Here is a 22,594-nt window from a genome sequence, read left to right as displayed (position 1 = left end):
CGGAATGTCGGCTGAATGGGCGAGCGGGTTACTCGACCTTGAAGGACCAGAACATGGTCTCGCCGGAGCTGTCATCGACGCCGTCGTTGTCGGTGGACACCCATGCGGTGCCATCTGCCATGATAGCCAGCCCTTCGACTTTATCGAGGACATAACCGCCGGTGGATTTCAGATCGGGCAGCAGGTCGCGGACCTCTTCCTTGGTCACGACTGGCAACTCGCCACCAAGCGGAGCCGGGGTCATTTCAGACAGGGCGATGCGGTAGATCTTCTTGGTGACCGCGCGATCGTCGTGCTGATTGTCACGCTCGATGACATAGACATGGTCGCCATGTGCCACGATCTCGGACAGGCCGACCCAGCCGGTTGCAGGCTCTGCCTTGGGATAGTGCACGGCGCCCCATTCCTTGGTCTCCAGGTTGTAGGACACCAGTTTCACGTGGTGCTTGGGGTCGTCTTTCCACTCACGCTGCACCGCCATCCACAGGGTGTCGCCGACCTTGGTGATGCCTTCAAAGCCAAAGCGCTTTTCCACCGCTTGCAGCTCTGCCGGGATGGTGATTTCGCCCTTGTTGGTCTTGATCAGGCCATCAGCGCTGACGTGATAGATCGCATGCGGAATGGCACGCTCGGTGCGGCCTTCGGAGGCCACGTAGAAGCCGCCCTTGCCGTCCAGTGTGATGCCTTCGAGGTCGAGCTTCTGAGCCGCATCGCCATTGGCGCGATGAATGCGGATCACATCGGTGATGCGTGCCGGGGTTTGCGACGGGTCGATTTTGAAGATGGAGGGCTGGAAGCCATAGAAGCTGTCGTTCACAGCCCAGATCATCCCGTCTTCAGCCGCGACCATGCCGGAGATTGCCCCCCAGCCGATCAGGTCATCCGCGCCTTCGGAGGTCAGATGCGGATAGACCGGCGCGCCATCCTGCTGTTCGAACAGCATCACATGCGCCCGCGCGCCGCCGTCCTCGATCAGGTCTGCCTCGTTGGCGGAGACCAGCAGGTCGCGCTCCGGAATGGTGACATAGCCCTCGGGGCCGGTGCCCGACGGCAGCAGTTGGGTCAGGACCGGGTTGGCCGGATCGGTCACGTCATAGACCCCCACGACCGAGGCGCGCTCGGCCCCGACAAAAACATACGGCGTGCCGTCGAATTCGGCGAAGGTCACGGATTCAGGTTCCACGCCCTTGGCATCGGATCGTTTGTCAGGGTAGTGGCCGATCTGGATGATGGCATGTTCAAAATCGACACCGGAATCGTAAACCACGGTTCCGTCTTTGTTGAAGATCGTCCAACCGCGCGAGCCACCATTGTAGTCGCCCTCGTTGGCGGTGGCGAAGTGGGTGTCATCAATCCACGTCACGGCGTCAGGCTCGCGCAGGCGGCCCTGCTGGCTCTCGGTGAAGATCAGCGCGCCGCGCTCATCCGTGGCGTCGATCCCGTCGAGATCAACAGACCCGGCGGAGAAATGGCTGACGACTTCGCCGTCCTTGGAGACGACAACCATGTGGTTGTTTTCCTGCAAGGTCACAACGGTTTCGCCAAGGCCGTTGATCGACACATACTCGGGTTCGGGGTCGGAGCCGGCGATGTCGGCCAGCCCGGTCAGGTCGACCATCTTCATGCTGGCGCAATCAAGGCCGTTCTCGGTGGTGTTGACCATCACCAGATTGCCCGCCGGCATCTGCGGGATAACGCCGTCGTTCAGGTCCTCGTCGCGTTCATTCTCGATCGCAATAGACAGGAAGGACCCGTCTTTGGCCTTGGCAACAGAATCCGGCTGCCCGCCGAGATCGCAGGAGGCAAGCTCTTTGCCAGTGGTCGTGTCAAAGGCCATGAACTGGCCGGAGGGCTGGGTGTAGCTCTCGGAGGTGTTGACGCCGACGTAGGCGATGGTGCCGATGACGGCGACCGAGGTCGGTTCACCCGGCAGAGCGATGTTGCCCTTGGGCGCCGGGTTGGCGGCGTCGGTAATGTCGATCATGCCGAGTACCCCGAGCGGGCTGTCGGTGTAGACTAGTGTCATGCCATCGGCGGTGACGTCGATGATCTCTGGCGAGCTTTCGCGGGTTTGGTCTTCGCCTTCGGCCATGTTCTTGATGACGGGGAAGGACGCGATCCGGTTAAAGGATTTCTCAGCCTGCGCAAAACCAGCGGTCAGCGCGAGGGCGGAAGTCAGGCACACAAGGCGCAAGGACATCGGCAGCTCCTGTTGGTTGAATATCAGTGCCTTGGCATTGCCGACGGGACGCAAAACAATTGTGACAATTTTTTGTAGATTTGGTGATGCCAGGGTAAGGCTGCATTCACCAATTCTGACTACTCTTGAGCCTACGGATCACGTTATCGTTGTGCTGATAAGGGGGTGCAGGAATGGGCATGACCATTCTGCATGAGATTGATGCCCGCCTTGTGCGGGGCAGTATCGGCAAGGTGTTTGCGCGCAAGGCCGCACTGACGGACAGGTTTTATGACTACCTGTTCCAGGAGCTGCCCGAAACGCGGGACCTGTTCACGCAGGACTTCTCGCACCAGAAAGAGATGTTTGCCCAGGTCCTGGTCAGCGGTGTGAAAAGCCTTGATCAAGATGGTCGATTGGCTGCGTTGGTGGAGCGTATTCTGCTCCAGCATCAGCATCTGGGTTTGACCGCGATGCATATGTATGTGGCGCAGCGCGCGTTGTTGTTGGCCTTTGATGAGGTGCTGCGGGACGATCTGACAGCGGCCGAGGCCTCCGCCTGGAATGACGCACTGCGCCGCGTGTGCCAGAGTCTGGCGGCGGGGATCGAGTCCACCGCCACCTGATCTGCCGAGATGTTACACCGACATGCAGAGATACTTCATTTCCAGATAGTCCTCGATGCCATGATGGCTGCCCTCCCGACCGAGGCCCGATTGCTTGACGCCGCCGAAGGGGGCCAGCTCGGTTGAAATGATCCCGGTGTTGATCCCGACGATGCCGTACTCCAGTGCTTCGGCCACTTTGTAGACCCGGCTCAGGTCCTTGGCATAGAAATACGAGGCAAGGCCAAAGATGGTGTCATTGGCCATGTCGATCACCTCGTCTTCGGTCTCGAACTTGAACAGAGGCGCCAGCGGCCCGAAGGTTTCATCTTGGGCAAAGGCCATATCCGGCGTTGCTCCGGTGATGATCGTGGGCTGGAAGAACGTGCCGCCCAGTTCCGACGGGTTGCCGCCCAGGATCACCTCGGCGCCCTTGTCGCGTGCGTCCGCGATATGGTCCTCGACCTTTTTCACGGCGGCGTCAGAGATCAACGGACCGAAGTGGATGCCATCTTCGAGGCCGTCGCCGACCTTCATGGCCTCGACTTTCTCTTTCAGCTTGGCGGCAAAGGCATCATAGATCCCTGCCTGCACGTAGATCCGGTTGGCGCAGACGCAGGTCTGGCCATTGTTGCGGAATTTGCACATGATCGCGCCGTCGACGGCGGCGTCGAGATCGGCATCGTCAAAGACGATGAAGGGGGCGTTGCCACCAAGCTCCATGGAGCATTTCATCACCTGATCCGCGGCCTGGCGCAGCAGGATGCGACCGACGTTGGTGGACCCGGTAAAGGTGAGCTTTTTCACGATCGGGTTTTCGCAGAATTCCTTGCCGATGCCCGCAGCATCCGCGGCGGGAATGACACTGAACACGCCGGCGGGGAGGCCCGCGCGTTCTGCCAGTACAGCCAGCGCGGTCGCCGACAGCGGCGTTTCAGAGGCCGGGCGGGCGACAAAGGCGCAGCCCGCAGCCAGCGCCGGGCCAGCTTTGCGGGTAATCATCGCGTTGGGAAAATTCCACGGCGTAATCGAGGCCGCAACACCGATGGGCTGTTTGATAACCGTGATGCGCTTGTCACGCTGGTGGCCGGGGATGGTTTCCCCGTAGACGCGCTTGGCCTCTTCGGCAAAGAACTCGATGAAGGACGCGCCATATGCAATCTCGCCGCGCGCTTCTGCCAGCGGCTTGCCCATTTCCGCGGTCAGGATCACAGCGAGGTCTTCCTGGTGTTCCATCATCAGGTCGAACCATTTGCGCAGCACGCCCGCGCGTTCCTTGCCGGTCCACTTCGCCCAGTCTTTTTGCGCGGTGTTGGCCGCGGCAATGGCGTCGCGCGCCTGCATCCGGCTGACGTCGGCCACATTGGCAATGACGTCGCCGCGCGCCGGGTTGGTCACCTCGAAGGTGCCTTCGCCCGTCACAAAGGCCCCGCCGATATAGGCGCGCTCCTCCAGAAGGCTGGGATCCTTCAGAAGGGATTTCAGGTCGGTCGTCGCGTCTAGCATGGTGTCCTCCGCAAATTCGAGTCTCGCAAATCAAAAGCAGTTGGGCCTAATGTTGTCCAGTGACAGCGATAAGTCCAGATGCTTAACACATTAAGGGAATAAGATGGAACTTGACGACGCCTATGCCAACGGAGCCTATATCGAGGGCGCCGCAGACTATCCGCCGCGCTGGATGGCCTCGGCCGAAGATTTCCGTAACAGCCTGCATGATCGTGCCCGTCTCGACATCCCTTATGGGGCAGGAACGCGTCATCGGTATGATCTGTTCCTGCCCGAAACCGCGCCCTTGGGGGTGCTCATCTTTGTCCATGGCGGCTACTGGCTGAACTTCGACAAATCCACGTGGTCGCATCTTGCGGTGGGCGCTCTGGCCAGGGGTTGGGCCGTGGCGATGCCCTCCTATGATCTTTGCCCTGCGGTGACGATTGCGGACATCACGCAGCAGGTCGCGCAGGCGGTGCAGGTGATCGCCGGCGAAGTCGATGGCCCGATCGCGCTTGCGGGACATTCGGCGGGGGGCCATCTGGTGGCGCGCATGCTCGACAAGGCCATACTGCCGGCCGAGGTGGGCAAGCGCATTCGAACCGTCGTGCCGATTTCGCCGCTGTCCGATCTGCGCCCCTTGTTGCGGACCAGCATGAATCAAAAGTTCAACATGACCGCAGAGGACGCTACCGCCGAAAGCCCCGTCGAGATGCAGAACCGCTATGATGCGGATGTGACGGTCTGGGTCGGTGGGGCCGAGCGCCCGGCCTTTCTCGATCAGGCGATCTGGCTGGTGGAGGCCTGGGACGCGGATCATGTCATCGCCTTTGAAAAGCACCATTTCAACGTGATCGAGCCGCTGGCGGACCCGGAGAGCGATCTGGTTGCGGTGCTGACAGCCTGAGCGGACCGGGCTGCGGGCACCGAAAAAAACCTTGCCGCGTGGAGCATTCTCGAACAGTATCCACGCGGAACCGGCGATGGCGTCGCGCGTGGAAGCACCACGGGTTCCACATTCCCAAAACACATCCTGTACGCCGGGATCTTCTTGTCAAAAGGAGAGTCCAGCATGACTGCTCGTCCTGAAATGTATCGCTTTCACAATGGTGAGAAAGCGCCGTTGCAGTTCCTTGTGGCGGAGTATGAAACCAGAGTAGCCAAACTGCGCAGCACCATGGCAGAGCTTGGGGTCGAGGCGGCCGTCTTCACCTCGATGCATAATATCTCTTATTACTCCGGCTTTACCTACTGTGCCTTCGGGCGGCCCTATGGTCTGGTGGTGACCGCAGACCAGGCGGTGACTATCAGCGCCGGCATCGATGCGGGGCAGCCCTGGCGGCGTTCGTTCTGCGACAACATCACCTATACGGATTGGCAACGGGACAACTTCTGGCGCGCGATCCTTTCGGTGACCGGTCCCGCACGCGTGGTGGGCTGCGAGAGCGATCACCTGACGCTGTTGCAGCGGGGCAAGCTGGATCATTTCCTCGCGCCGTTGCAGGTGGTGGACCTCTATGAGGCGACCATGATGCAGCGCATGCACAAATCCGCCGCGGAGTTGGACATGATCCGTGCCGGTGCTGCGGTGGCGGATGTGGGCGGCTACGCCATTCGGGAGGCGGTCCGGGTCGGCGCGCGCGAGATCGACGTTGCAATGGCCGGGCGTGACGCGATGGAGCTGGAAATTGCCCGTCGCTTCCCGGATGCCGAGTACCGCGACACCTGGGTCTGGTTCCAGTCCGGGATCAACACCGATGGCGCGCATAATCCCGTGACTGCACGGCAGCTTCAGCACGGCGATATCCTGTCGCTCAATACCTTTCCGATGATCTCCGGCTACTACACGGCACTGGAGCGCACGATGTTTGTCCGGGAAGTTGACGCGGACAGCCTGCGGATCTGGGAGGCCAACATTGCCGCCCATGAATATGGAATGTCACTGCTGAAACCGGGTGCCAGCTGCGCCGAGATCACCCAGAAGATCAACCGCTTCTTCGAGGAGCGCGACCTGCTGCAATATCGGACCTTTGGCTACGGGCATTCCTTTGGGGTGCTGTCGCATTACTATGGTCGTGAAGCCGGGTTGGAGCTGCGCGAGGACATCGACACGGTGCTGGAGCCCGGCATGGTGATCTCGATGGAGCCGATGCTGACCCTCGCGGAGGGGCAGCCCGGTGCCGGTGGATACCGCGAACATGACATCCTCATCATCACCGATGAAGGCAATGAGAACATCACCAAATACCCCTATGGACCTGAGTTCAATGTCGTTGGGTGACACGGCATCCCTCTGAAAGACCTTGACCGGCACGCGCGAGACCTGCATCCAGCGTGTGCCGGTGCTGACCTGGACCAAGCCTGCCAGGCATTCCGGCTATATGTGGCCCATGACATTGTTTCGCGGCGCAATTCGCCCGACAATGCACAGAGCGGTTCGGATTGCGAGAGGGGCGATATGGCCTATGTGAAGTGGATACTCATTCTGACCTTCTGGCTCCTGCTCGGAGGCTTTCTGCATTATACGTTGCCGCAATACGACGTGGTGCGCATCGTCAACACCTATGAGGAGCGTCGTGAGCTTGGCGACTGGACCCGTGTCTTCTGGTCCAAACCCGACACCCAAAGCGCGACGCTGGACAATCGCGATGTTCAGTTCATCCAGGCCGTGCGTCCGAATGGCAAAGCGATCGTCTATCGCAACGAGGATACCGGCTGGAGCTGGCCGCCGTATTTCAAGTTCGACACTGCGAACCTCTATACCGAAGCCAACGACTCGGTCTCGACCAAGGACAATCCCGAATGGGTGCGTATCCTGCACTATGGCTGGCGCAACGAATTCCTGTCGGCGTTTCCGAACGCGGTTTCGATCTCGGCCGCTGCCGGGCCGGATGACAAGCCGGTGAACTGGATTTCTATTTCCATCCTGGTGCTGCTCGCCGCCGTCTTCTGGGCAATTTTCGTGCGGTTGCGTCGGTTCAAGCGCCGTCGCCTGGACCCGCTGTTCGATGACGTCGAAGATGGCTTCTACGCCGCGGGTGACGCCATTGATGACCGTACAAGAGGCTTGCGCCGCTGGTTCCGCCGCAAGCCCTGAGGGGCGGCCCGGCCGCAGCGCGTTTGTCGGTTTGATTTGAAAGTCCTATTTGGTTTTATTGCCGAATTTACGGCTCGCCCCCGGGCGCGCATAAGTCGATGGTAACGACGGGCTGCTACTCCCTGCTGATGTGACTTAGACCTCATCACGGAGAGATATCATGAAAACGCTGCTCGCGACGCTCGGCCTTGCGACCCTGTCCTGGGTTCCGATGGCGCATTCCGCAGAGACCCTGGTCGTCGGTGTGGAAAACATCGAATACCTCCCGCATTATCACTGGGATGGGGAAAACTATTCCGGGTTTGGGGCCGATGTGCTCAACCGGTTTGCCGAGGACGAAGGCTATACGCTGACCTTTCGGGCGCTGCCGATCTCCAGGCTCATGCAGGCGTTGGTGAACGGCGACGTGGACCTGAAATATCCGGACAATTCCTTTTGGTCTGCCGACCTCAAGGAGGGCAAGAGCGTGACCTATTCCGAACCTGTGGTTGAGGCGATCGACGGTGTGATGGTGCTGCCCGAAAATCTGGGTCAGCCGGTGGACACGATCAAGCGTCTGGGCACGGTGCTGGGTTTCACCGCGTTTGCCTGGATGGACCGGATCGAAAGCGGCGCGGTTGCACTGACCGAGAATTCCAACTTCTCGGGCATGGTCCGTCAGGCTCTGGCCGGTCGTATCGATGGGGCATATGCCAACCAGGATGTTGTGCGCCGCGTTCTGACAGATCTGGGCAAGGATGCGGACGCCCTGGTTTTTGACGAAGGCTTGCCACATTCCGTGTCCAACTATCACGTTTCGTCCGCCACGCATCCGGATGTGGTGGAAAAATTCGATGCTTGGATGGCAGCAAATCCGGATGTGATCGCCGAGTTGAAGGCCAAACACGGGCTCTGATCCGGGCTTGGTGCCCATGTGGTCGCGGTCGCGTCTGCTATGAGGCAGGCGTTGGTTGCGCGCAGATGGCCGGAGCGACCAGTCGGCGAACAAATCAGTCGGCGAACAAATAGGGTGTGCGCGCCACTTCCAGGGCCGTGTCCTGCGTCACGTCAAGGAATTGGGCAATGGCGCGGGCATTGTCCAGTTCCGTGGCGCGCTCCTGCACCGACCAGTGGCGTTCAAACCCTGCGTCGCGGATCTGGTCGACCTCGCTGGCGATGTCGTTGCGGATCGTGGGCAGGAGACGTTCCAGGGTTGCGGGCGGGGTATGCTCGCCTGCCAGTCCGACCCGATGCGCATGGCCGATCAGGTAATCATCTGAAAACTCGCAATCAATCCGCAACAGGCGGGTATGCGACCGGTCGGAAAAGAAGTCGTGCATCAGGTCGAGTGCTGATGGATCCAGGCAGATCATCAGCCGGTCGGTTTCGTAATAGTCGTACAGCATCCGCATCAACGCCCGCCGATGGCGCGTGCGTTTTTCCAGCGTGCGTTGAATGCCGCCAAGATCCGGCAGCGGCGTACCTTCTTCATTGAACAGGTATTCGATGACAGGCGTGTTGGTCAGCGCACGCATCTGGTCCAGCATCCGTTTGGCGACGTGCCATTTCTTGCAGGTCAGAATCAGCAATTCCCGTTCCCGTCCGAGACTGCTTTCGGTTTCCCAGAACCGGGGCGCAAACCGCTGCCCCGTGCGACCGCGTTCCGTCAGGAAGGTGTAGAGATTGCGCCCCTCGTTGGAGATCTGGAACTCCACGTCATGTGCGGCATACAGCCGGCCCAGACGGGTCTTGAGCTCCCGCGCATCGGGGCTGATCTTGCGGGCGAACAGGAAATCCTGGCTCAGCAGCAGATCATAGTGATCGTTGTAGAACGTCACGGGCATGCCGTAGTCGCTGAACAGCAGAAAGGTCAACGTCCGGCATTCGATTTCCTCTTCCGGGATCAAGTGCCGCACGAGTGTCTGAAAAAACGTCTCATCGGGGATCCAGGTCGATGCGAAAAAGCGCATCACGTCGCGCCGTTGGCGGGACATGGTCAGGATCGCCTCGACCGTGCGCCGGCGCAGACACCACCACTGGCTGCCGATCTGGACCTGGATGTCGGCGGGAATGGCCCGTGTCAGCCCCAGAGATTTCTGCACTTGATAAGAGCCGTAGAACAGTCGCTTCTGCGTGCGTTCGTTGAAGTAATGCCGGTAGATCAGCCGGTCGTCCTTCATGCCGGTCTTGATCCAGTTGCTGTCGAAGAAATCGAAGCTTTCGATATAGTCCTTGTCCTGCCGGTCGAGGAAGGCATGGGCATATTCGGCGGTTTTGATCGCCATGCAATCGCCGGACAACATGTAGAAATGGGTGGCGCGGGGAAATTCCGCAACGGCGGTATGAAGCGTGTTCAGGGTTGCGCGGACCAAAGACCACTCGCCCCAACCGCATTTCACCCGCCGCTTGGCGAAGGTCACGTTGGGATTGTCGTCCAGCGCGTCGCGCAGGGCGCGATAATCCCGCGCCTTTGCCCGTGCATCAAAGTGGATCGCCATGCAGTCTCCGGTCGCGGTGAGCCGCTCGGCCTGCTGAATGATAGCCTCCGGATCCTTGTGGCAGAGCAGAATATAGGCGATTTTTGCCATGTCCGGGACGCAATACCCTGTTTTGTCGGATTGTTTCCTTGATAAAGAGGAACAAGGGCTGAATAAACCAGATTGTTTTGCAAATGCGATCACCTGGGGCATTCTTGCCGGAAGAGTGACGCGGGGGAGCGACTGAAAGATGGGATTTCCAGGCACCTGGATGACAGAAAGCGAAAGCGTGGTGTACCGCGTGGTGCCGAAATGTGCGTGTTCCACGATCGGTCAGATCATGTTCTACTCCGATCACGGTCGGTTCTTTGACGGGGACATCCATGACGCGACCGCCGGGCTGCACAAATGGGCGCAGGACGCCAGCAAGCCGCGGATCGAGACGAATGTGAAGGGGCACGCAACTTATGCCTTCACCTGCGTGCGCAATCCCTACACCCGCATTCTGAGTTCTTTCTTCGACAAGATCTGTGGCATCCAGCGCAATGGCAAACGCTATCGGGGAAATCTGGTGCCGAAACTGATGTTCGAATACGGCATCGAGGTCGGTGGCGAGGACGGCAAAGAGGAGTTCGACCAGATCAAGAGCTTTCGGCGCTTTCTGCTGTTTGCGCGCGATACCATCCGCTGGCGCCGTCCGATGGATCCGGACATCCACTGGTCAGCGGCCTCGGGTCATGTGTCCACCTTCATCGTGAATGGCGGGCGCTACGACAAGGTGATCTGGACTGAGAGGTTCAACGACGGCATGCAGGATGTGCTCGACGCGGTTGAGACACCGCATGCGGTAGACCTGGCGTCGATCCCGCGGTTCAACGAGAGTGAAGGTCACGGCCCCAAGCGCGCCCATCCGGTCGAGGATTACTTCGACGATCTGTCGATGCATCTGGTTTATGAGATCTACAAGCGCGACTTTGAGGTTTTCAAATATGATTTTGAGAACCCGGCCAATAAAATGCCCATTGGTGAGATCGACCTTGATGAGCTGCACGCCAAACTAGGCGATTAACTAAAGTCTCAGAGGCGGGTGTGCTCCCGCCCGTCCTGCGATCATTGAAATGATCTGGTCCCGTTGGGCCCAGCGCCGGGCTGACGCCCGGCGTGCGCTTTGTTGCGAGGTGACATTTTAGCAGATCAAGCGGGGTGTTGATCACGCACCTGCGTCGCAGGGGAAGCAGTCCAATCAAAAAGGCCCCTGCACGCAGATCGCGAGGGGCCTTTTGTGTTGCATCAAAGGAGCGCCTTACTCGTCTTCGGGCACCTGGCGTACCGCACCTTTGGCGGCCGAGGTGGCAAGCATCGCATAGGCTTTGAGCGCGGTGGAAACCTTGCGCTTGCGCTTTGCTGCGGGCTTCCAGCCTTTTTCATCCTGCGCGGCACGACGTGCGGCCAGAGTGGCCTCATCCACCGCCAGATGGATCGAACGGTTGGGGATGTCGATTTCAATGGTGTCGCCATGCTCGACCAGACCGATGGTGCCGCCTTCGGCAGCTTCTGGCGAGACATGTCCGATCGAGAGACCGGAGGTGCCGCCGGAGAAACGCCCATCCGTGAGCAAGGCGCACTCTTTGCCGAGCCCTTTGGATTTCAGATAGGACGTCGGGTAGAGCATTTCCTGCATGCCCGGCCCGCCGCGCGGCCCCTCGTAGCGGATCACCACCACGTCGCCTGCGCTGACCTTGCCGGTCAGGATGTCATTCACCGCCTGATCCTGGCTCTCGCAGACATAGGCGGTGCCGGTGAATTTCAGGATTGAGGCATCCACACCGGCGGTTTTCACGATACAGCCATCCAGCGCGATGTTGCCGAATAGCACGGCAAGACCACCGTCCTGACTGAAGGCATGTTCTTTGGCGCGGATGACGCCGCCTTTGCGGTCGGTGTCGAGATCTTTGAACCGGTTGTCCTGACTGAAGGCCTGCGTTGTGCGTACACCACCGGGAGCGGCCTTGAACAGCTCTTCGGCCTCGGCGTTGTTGGCGACGGCAATGTCCCATTTGGCGATGGCGCTGCCCATGGTCGGGCTGTGCACGGTCGAGACGTCGTTATGCAGCAAATCGGCGCGGCTCAATTCGCCAAGGATCGAGAAGATCCCTCCGGCGCGGTGAACGTCCTCCATATGGACGTTTTCAGTATTGGGCGCGACCTTGCACAGGCACGGCACCTTGCGGCTGAGGCGGTCGATGTCCTGCATCGTGAAGTCCACCTTGCCCTCGTGGGCAATCGCGAGGAGGTGCAGCACCGTATTGGTGGAACCGCCCATGGCGATATCGAGACTCATGGCGTTCTCGAAAGCCTCAAAGGTGGCGATTTCGCGTGGCAATAGCCCCTTCTCGTCCTGCTCGTAGTGGCGTTTGGTGATCTCGACGATCTTGCGCCCGGCCTCAAGGAACAGGTGCTTGCGGTCCGCGTGGGTTGCCAGTGTGGAGCCATTTCCGGGCAATGCCAGACCCAGCGCCTCAGCCAGGCAGTTCATCGAGTTCGCGGTGAACATGCCCGAGCAGGAACCGCAGGTGGGGCAGGCGTTTTCCTCGATATGCAGCACCTCTTCGTCGGTGAGCTTGTCGCTGGCGGCGGCCACCATCGCATCGACGAGGTCGACCTTTTTTGCATCAAGGGATTCGATGTCGATCTTGCCCGCTTCCATCGGGCCGCCGGAGACGAAAATCACCGGAATGTTGAGGCGCATGGCTGCCATCATCATGCCCGGCGTGATCTTGTCGCAGTTGGAGATGCAGACCATGGCATCGGCGCAATGGGCGTTGACCATATACTCCACGCTGTCGGCGATCACTTCGCGGGAGGGCAGCGAGTAGAGCATCCCATCGTGACCCATGGCGATGCCGTCATCGACCGCGATGGTGTTGAATTCCTTGGCAACACCGCCTGCGGATTCGACTTCGCGGGCCACCATCTGGCCGAGATCCTTGAGATGCACGTGGCCGGGCACAAACTGGGTGAAGGAGTTCACGATCGCGATGATCGGCTTGCCAAAGTCGCTCTCGGTCATGCCGGTGGCGCGCCAGAGGCCGCGTGCGCCCGCCATATTGCGACCGTGGGTGGAGGTTCTTGATCGGTACATCGGCATAATGCTGGTTCCCTATATTTTTGCCCACAGGGACACTATTCGCGCAGTAAAGGCAACATGTCGGGGCGGGTTGAGGTCACGAAATTGCTCTTGAGGTCGGGATTTCGTGGATTTGCGAAAGATGGTCAGGGTGCGGGTCAGGCGCGTACGGGTTGAGGTTTGGATGGATTGAACAGGTGATTCACCGCAAGTCCCATCAGCAAGGCCCAGAACGGCGCGCCAATTCCAAAGAAACTGACACCCGAGACGGTCATCATGAAGGTGATCAGAGCCGCCTCACGCCCCCGGCTGTCGGATAGCGCAGCGGAGAGGCTGTTGCCGATGGTGGACAAGAGCGCAAGCCCCGCCACCGTGGCGATCAACGCTTTGGGCGCAATCAGGAACAGGCTGATGACCGTCGCGCCGCCGAGACCCACGAGATAGTATAGCACACCTGCAACCACGCTGGACAGATAGCGGCTCTTGGGGTCGTCATCCGCCTCCGGCCCGGCACAGATCGCGGCGGTGATGGCGGCGAGGTTGAAAGCAAAGCCGCCAAACGGTGCAAGGATCAGCGAGGCCAGTCCGGTGATGGTCAGACTGGCGGACACCGGCGGCGTGTAGCCTGCGCCGCGCAAGGTCACCACGCCGGGCATGTTCTGCGAGCACATGGTGACGATATAGAGCGGCAGCCCAACGCCGATAAGAACAGGGAGCGAGAAGGCTGGTGCGACGAATTCCGGCATGCTGATGCTGAGATCAAGCGCCTCCAGATCGCCAAACGATCCCGCAAAACCGGCCCAGAGGCAGCCAGCCACCAGCACGGCAGGAATGGTGTAGCGGGGAAACATGACCCGGCCAGCGAGGAAGGTCGCCCCCATGATGCCCACCAGAGCCGCATCCTCGCCGAGCGCAGCAAAGGCCGAAAGCCCAAATTGGAACAGGATCCCGGCCAGAAGGGCATTGGCCAGCGAGTCCGGGATCAGTCGGGCCAGGCGCTCGAACCAACCGGTGAGGCCAGTGAGTGTCAGCAACGCGCCGCAAAACAGAAACGCTCCCACCGCTTCGGAAATCGGAACGCCGTTTAGGCCAGTGGCCAAGAGGGCGGCACCGGGTGTCGACCAGGCGGTGAGGATCGGCATCCGAAACCACAGCGACAGGATCAGGCTGGTCAGCCCCATTCCGAGCCCCAGAACCACCAGCCAGCTGTTGGCCTGGGCCTGTGTCGCGCCCACCGCCTCGATGGCCTGAAAGATGATCGCGACGGAACTCGTATAGCCCACCAGCACCACGATCGCCCCCGCAGCGAGATGGGAGAGTTTCAATCTGCTCAGCATGCGGGTTTTCCTCGGGCGGTGGCTGGGGTAGGTATTGTGCGTTATAGCGCACACTACAATCCGTGCGCTATAACGCACAAGTCTTTTTTGGTGTGGATTTCGGGCGGTGGAGTATTGGCCCCCCGGAGCTGAGGGAGTGGCATGAGCGACGAAAGCATCACGTTGAACTTGCGGGATATTCGCGCATCCGCGGGGTTGAGCCTGTCACGTGCCGCCGAGATCACCGGCGTCAGCAAGGCCATGTTGGGGCAGATCGAGCGTGGCGAATCAAGCCCGACGATCGCCACGCTCTGGAAGATCGCCAAAGGATTTCACCTGCCCCTGACGGCCCTGATCGAAGAGAGTACGCGCCCCTCGGGAATGAGCGGCGAGGTCTATCGCACGGTGCAGTTTCCCGGCAGTATCTCGGTCAAGATCGTCTTTCCCTTTGATCCGCAGTTAGGGGCTGAGACGTTTCATGTCAGCCTGAAACCCGGCCAAAGCCATGAATCGCAGCCTCACGACAGCGGCGTGACCGAAGAGGTCTTTGTGCTGGAGGGCAGGATGGAAGTGCTGCGGGGCGGCGATTGGGTTGCGTTGGAGCCGGGGCAGGGGCTGAGATTTGCCGCTGACCAACCGCATGGGTACCGCAGCCTTGAGACCGGTGCGGCCTTCCTGAACATGCATCACTACCGGAACGCGGGTCTGTTCCGCGCGGCAGATTGACGCCGCGGGCTTGTTCTTTGCCCACTCACACGGGTACCACTGGCGATAAGGTCATTCATTTTCGGGATTTTTTTATGGATCGGGACACCCTGCGTGGCAGCCTTTTGATGGCGCTGGCGATGGCGGCTTTTGCGGTCGAGGATATGATCATCAAATCGGTAGCGGGCGCGATGCCAACGGGGCAGGTGCTGATTGTCTTTGGTCTCGGCGGCATGGCGATCTTTGCCGTCATGGCGCGTGCGCAGGGGGCTTCCTTGTGGCACCCGGGCTTTTGCACGCGCCCGCTGTTGTGGCGCTGTGTGGCCGAGGTTTCGGGACGCCTGTTTTTCACGCTGGCGATCGTGCTCGCACCGTTGTCGTTGGCCTCGGCCATTTTGCAGGCCACGCCACTTGTGGTCACCGCCGGCGCGGTTGTTTTTTTTGGCGAGACGGTGGGCTGGCGGCGGTGGCTTGCGATCTGTCTTGGGTTTGTCGGTGTGTTGATGATTCTGCGTCCGGGAATGAGCGGCTTTGAAGCGACGTCGCTGTTGGCGGTCGCGGGGATGCTTGGATTTGCGGGCCGTGATCTGGCGACACGCGCAGCACCCAAGACCATGAGCAATGCACAGCTGGGCATTTTTGGCTTTGCGATGCTGGTGATTGCCGGGGCGATCCTGTTGATCTGGACCGGTGGCGCGGTCTGGCCCACTGCGGGGCAGAGCGGCGCGCTTGCTGCGGCGGTGAGTGTGGGCGTGTTGGCCTATATGGCGCTGACCGGCGCGATGCGGACGGGGGAAATTTCCGTCGTGGCGCCGTTTCGCTACACGCGTCTGGTGTTTGCCATGGCGCTGGGCGTCATGGTCTTTGGCGAGCGTCCGGATCTGATGACGATCCTTGGCTCTGTCGTCGTGGTGGCGAGTGGTATTTTCACATTGCTGAGAAGTCATAAGTAACCGTGACCGCAGGCTGAGGCCGCTCTTTGCGACACCGCGGGCCTGCTTTGTGCCTCAGTTGATCTTGCGCGTGACGACAGGGCGACTTACATCTGCGCCCCATGGCGAAGCAAAAGACAGACCCGAACTACAAAGTCATAGCGGAAAACCGTCGCGCGCGGTTCGACTATGCCATCGAGCAGGATCTCGAATGCGGCATCGTGCTCGAAGGGTCCGAGGTCAAATCCCTGCGCGCGGGGGGCTCCAATATCGCGGAGTCCTATGCTGCGGTCGAGGAGGGCGAGCTGTGGCTGGTGAACTCCTACATTGCGCCCTATGAGCAGGCGAAGGTCTTCAAGCATGACGAGCGCCGCCGCCGTAAGCTGTTGGTGTCGCGCAAGGAAATGGCGAACCTTTGGAATGCGACGCAGCGCAAAGGCATGACGCTTGTGCCGCTGGTGCTGTATTTCAACCATCGCGGTATGGCGAAGATCAAGATCGGCATCGCCAAAGGGAAGAAGAACCACGACAAACGCGAGGCGCAAGCCAAGCGAGACTGGTCCCGGCAGAAACAACGCCTGCTGAAAGACCACGGCTGATACACCCGGCGCTACCGGTGCCGGGACGCCGATGCAGAAAAGCCCCGAAAGATCTCTCTTCCGGGGCTCCGCCATTTGAAATCTGATGGGGTCAGCTCAGTTTCTTCAGATCCGCGATCATCTTGTCGATATCGCCGCCGTTGCGGTCGATCATCGCACCAATTTCGGTGCGCTCCGTCAGCAGGAGGTTCACACCCTCGATGAACATGTTGAAGAACAGATCCTTGCCGGAGCGGTCGGAGACGTGGAACGTGACCTCAAACGGGGACTGACCGCGCAGGTACGCCACGCAGGAAACCTCGTACCACCTCTTGACCTTCTTGACGCCGGAAACTTCCAGCCGGCCGCCGATGAATTCGCGAAAGCGGCTGCCGTATTTGCGGGCGATATAGCCTTGGAACGCGTTTGAAAACGCCCGTTTCTGCGCGTTCGTTGCGCGCCGCGCGTCGACACCCATCGCGTAGGCGGCGATATAGGAAGTGTCGCTGTAGCGCTGGAAAATACGCTCGAAATCGCCATACATCGCCCGCTCCGACTTGCCGGAGGCGATCACGTTGTTGATGTCGCCCACCAGGCTGTTGATGAGGGCCGAGGCGGAGTTTTCGTTCAGGGCAAGAACGGGCTGCGGCGCAGCAAAGGCAGCACCCGCAGCGCCGAGAGCTGCTAGGAAGTGGCGGCGAAGCATGGTTAGAACCCTCCGGTGTCTAGTTCGAACGGATCGATTTCCGAGTTGACGTCCTCTTGGCCGAGCTCGAAGCGGCGATTCTGCAGGTAGATCTGGCGGCTCTGCGCGTAGCTGTCCGCACTGTCATAAAGAATCGAGTCGATCGTGTCCGAATATGTACCGCGATTGCCGAGCTGGTCCACGATCTCTGCCGGGACCTGGAGGTCTTCGGCGGGATTGTTCTCAAGCTGGCTGAGCGGATTGGTGAAGAAATCGACGACAATGCCAACGGCGTCGCGCGTGGTTGACGGCCCATAGGCCGGCAGTTCCACATACGCGCCTTCGCCTGCGCCCCAGACATGCAGGGTCTCGCCGAAATCCGTGCGCGCTTCGGGAATCTTGAAGTCGGAGGCCGGGTCGCCGAGCCCGCCGATGCCAAAGACGGTATTGACGGCAAAACGTCCCAGGGCCTGACCGGCGCCTTTCAGGTTGCCTTGCAGCAGGAAATTGACCGCATCACCGGGTTTGGACAGGTTCTCGGCAAAATTGCCAAAGGCGGTGACCATATCCGGTGGCACCACCGCCACATACCCCTTGGAGGCCGGACGGAACGCATAGCGGTCCAGACCCTTGTTGAACTGGTGGATCGATCTGTTGGTGTTCTCATACGGATCGAATATCTCTCCCGCAGCCTTGGCTGCCGGATCCTGTGTGGCACAGGCGGAGGTCAGAACCGCCGCGGACAGGGCCAGCGCGGTTAAGGGTTTTTTCAACAATGCAATCATGCCTACCAATTTCCAGTTGCGACCGGCGCCGGGCCACATGAGTCCTAGAGGTCAATTAGCGATCCCTGAGCCTGATCCCAGACCAAACCTCAGCAAAGCTTCTATATGTGACAGATTTGGAACAGATACCAGTCACTCTTTGAAAACGAAACCGAGACTCTATAACGGGTATGAACGCGCGCTCTACTGGGACGATATGAACAATACACTTACAAACGCGGGGCGAGAGGAACTTCTGGCCGCACGCCGCCAGAGCCGGGGCCTGTTTTGGGCGGTCGCCGGTCTGAGTGCATTTGTGAACCTTCTGATGCTGACCGGACCGCTCTATATGATGCAGGTCTACGACCGCGTGCTGGGCAGCCGGTCCGAGGCGACGCTGGTGGCCTTGTCATTGCTGGTGGTGTTTCTCTACGGGATGATGGGGCTGCTGGATGCGGTGCGCGGGCGCGTGATGCGCCGGGTGGCGGCGCGGTTTCAGGCGGCACTTGATCGCCGGGTGTTTGATGCCATGATCCGGCGCTCGGCGGTTGCCACCGATCCAGAGGCGCAGACCGGGCTGAGCGATCTTGAAAGCATTCAGAGACTGATTGCCTCGCCGGTTCTGATGGCGGCATTTGATCTGCCGTGGACCCCGATCTTTCTGACCGGCATTGCGCTGTTTCACCCCTGGCTTGGGTTGCTGGCACTGGGCGGAGGCGGCGTGCTCATTGCGATCGCTGTCCTGAATCAGTTTCTGAGCACCGCACCGGGGCGGGCTGCAATGACCAGTGGCCATCGGGCGATGCTGCAATCCGAAGAAATTCGCAACGAGGCCGAGATGATACAGGCCATGGGCATGCGAGAGGCGGCGTTTCGACGTTGGCAAACGGCCCGGGGAAAGGCGCTGGCGGACAGTGTCACCGCGTCGGATGTGACCGGTGGCTTTGGCACGCTGACAAAGACGCTGCGCTTGTTCCTTCAATCCGCCATGCTGGGGCTGGGCGCTTATCTGACCCTTCAGGGTGAGGTCAGTCCGGGGGCGATGATTGCAGGGTCCATTCTTCTGGGGCGCGCCCTGGCGCCGATCGAGCTGGGCCTGGGGCAGTGGCCGTTGGTCCAGCGTGCACGCAAAGGGTGGCAGAACCTCGAAACTCTGCTGGGCAAAACGCCCCCCGAGCCTGCGCGCACCGCATTGCCGCAGCCTCGTGCTCTGCTGGATGTGGAAGCGATCGCCGCGACCGCACCGGGAGAGACCCGGCCCCTGCTGCGCAATGTGACCTTTCGGGTGGAGCCCGGCGAGGCGATCGGCGTCATCGGCCCGTCCGGGTCCGGCAAGTCGACGTTGGCCCGCGTGTTGACGGGGGCCTGGCGGGCGGCAGCGGGGACGGTTCGGCTCGATGGGGCGGCGTTGTCCCAATATGATCCGTCGGTGTTGGGCGCGCACATCGGCTATTTGCCGCAGCGCGTGCAGCTTTTTGACGGCACGATCGCCCAGAATATTGCGCGGCTGGCGTCTGAACCGGATGCAGAGGCCGTGGTGGCCGCCGCCAAGGCGGCTGCGGCGCATGATATGATCGTAAAACTGCCCGAAGGCTATGACACGCCGGTCCGTGCCGGCGGTGGGCGTCTGTCCGGTGGCCAGATGCAGCGTATCGGCCTGGCGCGTGCGCTTTACGGAAGCCCGGTGATCGTCATCCTTGATGAGCCCAATTCCAACCTCGACAATGACGGGTCCATCGCGTTGAACAACGCAATCAAAAATCTGAAATCGCAGGGCAAATCGGTTCTCATCATGGCGCACCGGCCTGCCGCGATCCAGGAATGCGACAAACTCCTGGTCATCGAGCAGGGGCAGATGTCGGCCTTTGGACCCAAGGAGGAAGTCCTGCGCAAGATGGTCTCCAACCACCGAGACATTCAACAGGCACGCGCACCGCGCGGCAGCGCAGCCGGCAAGGGGGGCGCGCAATGAGCAGGCGCGAGGCACATGATTGGTCCGTGCGCGGGTCGTTGATCGCCGGTGTGATTGGGGTTCTTGTCCTGTTGGGGGGCTTCGGGTCGTGGGCGGTGTTTTCCAACATCGCGGGGGCCGTCGTTGCCTCCGGACAGATCGAGGTCGACCGCAATCGGCAGGTTGTCCAGCATATTGACGGGGGCGTGGTGGCCGACATTCTGGTGGACGAAGGCGATCTGGTCACCGAAGGGCAGACCCTGTTGCGACTGGACGCGGCGGATCTGCGCTCGCAACTCACGATCACCGAAGGCCAGCTGTTCGAGATGATGGCCCGGCGCGCCCGGCTGGAAGCGGAGCGGGACGAGGCAGAAGACATCTCCTTTGATGAGGAGCTGCTGGCATTGGCCAGGGAGCGCCCCGAGGTGGCTGAGCTGGTCGCAGGTCAGGACCGGCTGTTCAGGGCCCGGCGCGAGTCCGTGCGCCGGGAGGTGGAGCAGCTGGAAAAGCGTGCCGCCCAGACCGAGGACCAGATCACAGGGGTGCTGGCCCAGCAGGCCGCCACGCGTGAGCAGCTTGTTCTGATCGAGGAGGAGCTGGGCAACCAGCAGTCGCTGTTGGATCGCGGGCTTGCGCAGGCATCTGTGGTGCTGAACCTGCGGCGCAATCAGGCCAATCTCCAGGGCACGCTGGGGGAATTGATCGCCTCCGAAGCCCAGGCCCGGGGCCGGATCACCGAACTGGAAATCGAAACCCTGAAGCTGCGCACGCAGCGGCGGGAGCAGGCGATCAGCCGTCTGCGTGACCTGCGGTATCAGGAACTGGAACTGATCGAGACGCGACGGTCATTGATTGACCGGCTCGGACGACTGGACATCACGGCGCCCGTCTCCGGCGTTGTCTATGGGATGAGCGTGCGCACCCCCCGTTCGGTGATCCGACCGGCAGATCCGGTGCTCTATCTGGTACCACAGGACCGCCCGCTCGTGATCGCGGCACGGGTTGCGCCCACCGACATCGACCAGATCCATGTCGGCCAGGCGGTGTCGATTCGACTGCCCGCCCTGGATCAACGCCAGACGCCGGAGCTCTTTGGGACCGTAACGCTGTTCTCGGCCGATGCGTTTCAGGATGACACCACCGGGATGTCCTACTACCGCGCCGAGATCGAGCTGGATGACGGCGAGATGGATCGTTTGCCGGAGGGCACGGTTCTCATCCCCGGCATGCCGGTGGAGAGCTTTATTCGCACGGCAGATCGCTCGCCATTGGCCTATCTGGTGAAGCCCCTCGCAGACTATTTTGTGAAGGCCTTCCGCGAGAGTTGAGCGGTTCGCGGAAAGCTGACTGAAGGGGTCGCATTTGTCCCTTTCCCGGTGCAGCCTTCCGCTGTAGCGTCCGCGCCAATGACTGCTGAATTCTGATAAAGGAGCCCGCCTCATGAGCGTTGACGCCAAAATCCAATCCCTTGGTCTGACCCTGCCCGATGCCCCGGCGCCGGCGGCCAACTATGTGCCCTTCGTGGTGTCCGGGAACATGGTCTATGTATCCGGCCAGATCTCTGCCGACGAAAATGGGTTGATCACCGGTACCCTCGGGGATGACCTCGATGTGGCCGCAGGGCAGGCGGCTGCCAAGCGCTGCGCGCTGTCGCTGCTGGCGCAGGTCAAAGCGGCGTGTGGTGGCGATCTGGGCAAGCTGAAACGCGTGGTCAAGCTGGGGGCCTTTGTGAACTCCACCGCCGATTTCACCCAACAGCCGCAGGTCGTGAATGGCGCCTCTGACCTGCTGGTCGAAATCCTGGGTGATGCCGGGCGGCATGCGCGCTCTGCCGTCAGCTCGCCGTCGCTTCCCCTTGGTGTGGCGGTCGAAATCGACGGCGTCTTCGAAATCGAGGTCTGACCCCGGTCATGTCTGTCCCATGCCTGCCTGCGGCCTTTTTGCGCCAGCCGATCGCCCACCGCGCCTTGCATGGGCTGCAAGACCACTGTCCCGAGAACAGCCGCGCAGCAATCTGCGCGGCCATCGCGGCTGGGTATGGGATTGAAATCGACCTGCAGGTGTCATCGGACGGGCGGGCAATGGTCTTTCACGACCATATGCTCAACCGCCTGACCGCCGAGGATGGCCCGGTGAGAGACCGCAGCGCACAAGCGCTGTCCAGGATCCAGCTGAACCACAGTCGTGACGAGACCATTCCGACCTTTGCCGAAGTGTTGCAGCTGGTTTCGGGGCGGGTGCCGCTGCTTGTCGAGGTGAAGGACGTCGGCGGTGAGATGGGACCCGATGTCGGAGAGCTCGAGGCGGCTGCGATCACGGATCTCCGGGACTACCCCGGGCCCGTGGCGCTGATGTCCTTCAACCCGCACAGCATGGCTGAGGTGGCGCGCCTGGCGCCGGATATGCCGCGCGGTCTCACCACCAGCGCCTTTGACCCGACCGACTGGGCCCCCCTGGCGCCCGCCCGATGTCTGGAGTTGCGGGGCATTCCCGATTTTGACCGCGTGGGCGCCTGTTTTGTCAGCCATGAGGCTAAAGATGTTCGCCGCCCCCGGGTGCAGGAGCTGCGGGCGTCGGGCGTGCCGGTGCTGTGCTGGACAATTGGCGCGCCCGTGCAGGAGGCAGACGTATCTGGGTACGTGGACAACGTGACGTTTGAAAATTATCTTTCTGCTTTCGGTGCTTGATCGGCTCGATCCTGCGCCCAAATA

Annotated in this window: 20 protein-coding genes; 13 read left to right on the top strand and 7 right to left on the bottom strand. The window is 60.8% G+C overall.

The window, feature by feature from the left end; translation table 11 throughout:
* Nucleotides 1-28: 28 nt before the first annotated feature.
* On the bottom strand, nt 29-2,200 hold the full coding sequence (locus tag ACXAF5_RS18350; RefSeq protein WP_474947677.1) for an esterase-like activity of phytase family protein: 2,172 nt from the start codon (nt 2,198-2,200) through the stop codon (nt 29-31).
* Nucleotides 2,201-2,379: 179 nt separating this feature from the next.
* Between ACXAF5_RS18350 and ACXAF5_RS18345 the strand changes: the two genes are divergently transcribed.
* The gene (locus tag ACXAF5_RS18345) at nt 2,380-2,805 is read left to right on the top strand and encodes a globin domain-containing protein (protein ID WP_474947676.1); all 426 of its coding nucleotides are present in this window, start codon (nt 2,380-2,382) and stop codon (nt 2,803-2,805) included.
* Nucleotides 2,806-2,817: 12 nt separating this feature from the next.
* Here the strand turns inward: ACXAF5_RS18345 and ACXAF5_RS18340 are convergent, their stop codons facing one another.
* Nucleotides 2,818-4,290, bottom strand: a complete 1,473-nt coding sequence (locus ACXAF5_RS18340; RefSeq protein WP_474947675.1) for an NAD-dependent succinate-semialdehyde dehydrogenase — start codon at nt 4,288-4,290, stop codon at nt 2,818-2,820.
* Between the two features lie 103 nt (nt 4,291-4,393).
* On the opposite strand from ACXAF5_RS18340, the gene ACXAF5_RS18335 reads away from it, so the two are divergent.
* From ACXAF5_RS18335 to ACXAF5_RS18320, 4 genes are all read left to right on the top strand, one after another.
* Entirely contained in the window at nt 4,394-5,179 is a 786-nt protein-coding gene (locus ACXAF5_RS18335; protein WP_474947674.1) for an alpha/beta hydrolase, read from the top strand.
* A 165-nt stretch (nt 5,180-5,344) separates the two neighbouring features.
* Nucleotides 5,345-6,553, top strand: a complete 1,209-nt coding sequence (locus tag ACXAF5_RS18330) for an aminopeptidase P family protein (RefSeq protein ID WP_474947673.1) — start codon at nt 5,345-5,347, stop codon at nt 6,551-6,553.
* A 177-nt stretch (nt 6,554-6,730) separates the two neighbouring features.
* Nucleotides 6,731-7,369, top strand: coding sequence for a DUF1523 family protein (locus ACXAF5_RS18325; protein WP_474947672.1), 639 nt, complete (start codon nt 6,731-6,733; stop codon nt 7,367-7,369).
* Between the two features lie 160 nt (nt 7,370-7,529).
* A complete protein-coding gene (locus ACXAF5_RS18320; RefSeq protein WP_239322426.1) occupies nt 7,530-8,264 on the top strand; it encodes a substrate-binding periplasmic protein in 735 nt (244 codons plus the stop codon).
* A 94-nt stretch (nt 8,265-8,358) separates the two neighbouring features.
* Here ACXAF5_RS18320 and ACXAF5_RS18315 read toward each other — a convergent pair whose 3' ends face one another.
* Complete coding sequence (locus ACXAF5_RS18315) at nt 8,359-9,936, bottom strand: DUF5928 domain-containing protein (protein ID WP_474947670.1); 1,578 nt, start codon at nt 9,934-9,936, stop codon at nt 8,359-8,361.
* Nucleotides 9,937-10,075: 139 nt separating this feature from the next.
* On the opposite strand from ACXAF5_RS18315, the gene ACXAF5_RS18310 reads away from it, so the two are divergent.
* Nucleotides 10,076-10,894: a sulfotransferase family protein gene (locus ACXAF5_RS18310; protein WP_474947669.1), complete on the top strand. Its 819-nt coding sequence runs from the start codon at nt 10,076-10,078 to the stop codon at nt 10,892-10,894.
* A 234-nt stretch (nt 10,895-11,128) separates the two neighbouring features.
* Here ACXAF5_RS18310 and ilvD read toward each other — a convergent pair whose 3' ends face one another.
* Complete coding sequence (gene ilvD / locus ACXAF5_RS18305) at nt 11,129-12,973, bottom strand: dihydroxy-acid dehydratase (protein WP_474947668.1); 1,845 nt, start codon at nt 12,971-12,973, stop codon at nt 11,129-11,131.
* Nucleotides 12,974-13,110: 137 nt separating this feature from the next.
* Nucleotides 13,111-14,289 carry a benzoate/H(+) symporter BenE family transporter gene (locus ACXAF5_RS18300; RefSeq protein WP_474947667.1) on the bottom strand — a complete coding sequence of 393 codons (1,179 nt, stop codon included), beginning with the start codon at nt 14,287-14,289 and terminating at the stop codon, nt 13,111-13,113.
* A 141-nt stretch (nt 14,290-14,430) separates the two neighbouring features.
* On the opposite strand from ACXAF5_RS18300, the gene ACXAF5_RS18295 reads away from it, so the two are divergent.
* From ACXAF5_RS18295 to smpB, 3 genes are all read left to right on the top strand, one after another.
* The gene (locus ACXAF5_RS18295; protein ID WP_009177349.1) at nt 14,431-14,994 is read left to right on the top strand and encodes a helix-turn-helix domain-containing protein; all 564 of its coding nucleotides are present in this window, start codon (nt 14,431-14,433) and stop codon (nt 14,992-14,994) included.
* 74 nt (nt 14,995-15,068) lie between these two features.
* On the top strand, nt 15,069-15,926 hold the full coding sequence (locus tag ACXAF5_RS18290; protein WP_474947666.1) for a DMT family transporter: 858 nt from the start codon (nt 15,069-15,071) through the stop codon (nt 15,924-15,926).
* 101 nt (nt 15,927-16,027) lie between these two features.
* Complete coding sequence (smpB, locus tag ACXAF5_RS18285) at nt 16,028-16,504, top strand: SsrA-binding protein SmpB (protein ID WP_239322433.1); 477 nt, start codon at nt 16,028-16,030, stop codon at nt 16,502-16,504.
* 91 nt (nt 16,505-16,595) lie between these two features.
* Here the strand turns inward: smpB and ACXAF5_RS18280 are convergent, their stop codons facing one another.
* Nucleotides 16,596-17,189 (bottom strand): MlaC/ttg2D family ABC transporter substrate-binding protein, encoded by a 594-nt coding sequence (locus tag ACXAF5_RS18280; protein ID WP_239322434.1) that lies wholly within the window; start codon nt 17,187-17,189, stop codon nt 16,596-16,598.
* 2 nt (nt 17,190-17,191) lie between these two features.
* Nucleotides 17,192-17,953, bottom strand: coding sequence for an MlaA family lipoprotein (locus ACXAF5_RS18275; RefSeq protein ID WP_239365531.1), 762 nt, complete (start codon nt 17,951-17,953; stop codon nt 17,192-17,194).
* Between the two features lie 196 nt (nt 17,954-18,149).
* On the opposite strand from ACXAF5_RS18275, the gene ACXAF5_RS18270 reads away from it, so the two are divergent.
* The 4 genes from ACXAF5_RS18270 (at nt 18,150) to ACXAF5_RS18255 (ending at nt 22,570) form a co-directional block, all read left to right on the top strand.
* Entirely contained in the window at nt 18,150-19,904 is a 1,755-nt protein-coding gene (locus tag ACXAF5_RS18270; RefSeq protein ID WP_474947665.1) for a type I secretion system permease/ATPase, read from the top strand.
* Entirely contained in the window at nt 19,901-21,211 is a 1,311-nt protein-coding gene (locus tag ACXAF5_RS18265; protein WP_474947664.1) for an HlyD family type I secretion periplasmic adaptor subunit, read from the top strand. The genes ACXAF5_RS18270 and ACXAF5_RS18265 overlap by 4 nt, the downstream gene beginning before the upstream one ends.
* Before the next feature lie 112 nt (nt 21,212-21,323).
* Nucleotides 21,324-21,785, top strand: coding sequence for a RidA family protein (locus tag ACXAF5_RS18260; protein WP_239322438.1), 462 nt, complete (start codon nt 21,324-21,326; stop codon nt 21,783-21,785).
* Nucleotides 21,786-21,793: 8 nt separating this feature from the next.
* Nucleotides 21,794-22,570 carry a glycerophosphodiester phosphodiesterase family protein gene (locus ACXAF5_RS18255; RefSeq protein ID WP_474947663.1) on the top strand — a complete coding sequence of 259 codons (777 nt, stop codon included), beginning with the start codon at nt 21,794-21,796 and terminating at the stop codon, nt 22,568-22,570.
* The last annotated feature ends 24 nt before the right edge of the window (nt 22,571-22,594 follow it).

Source organism: Epibacterium sp. ABV4_022, assembly GCF_056159345.1.
Note: the sequence above shows the minus strand (reverse complement) of the source record. Positions and strands in the feature narration are given on the sequence as shown.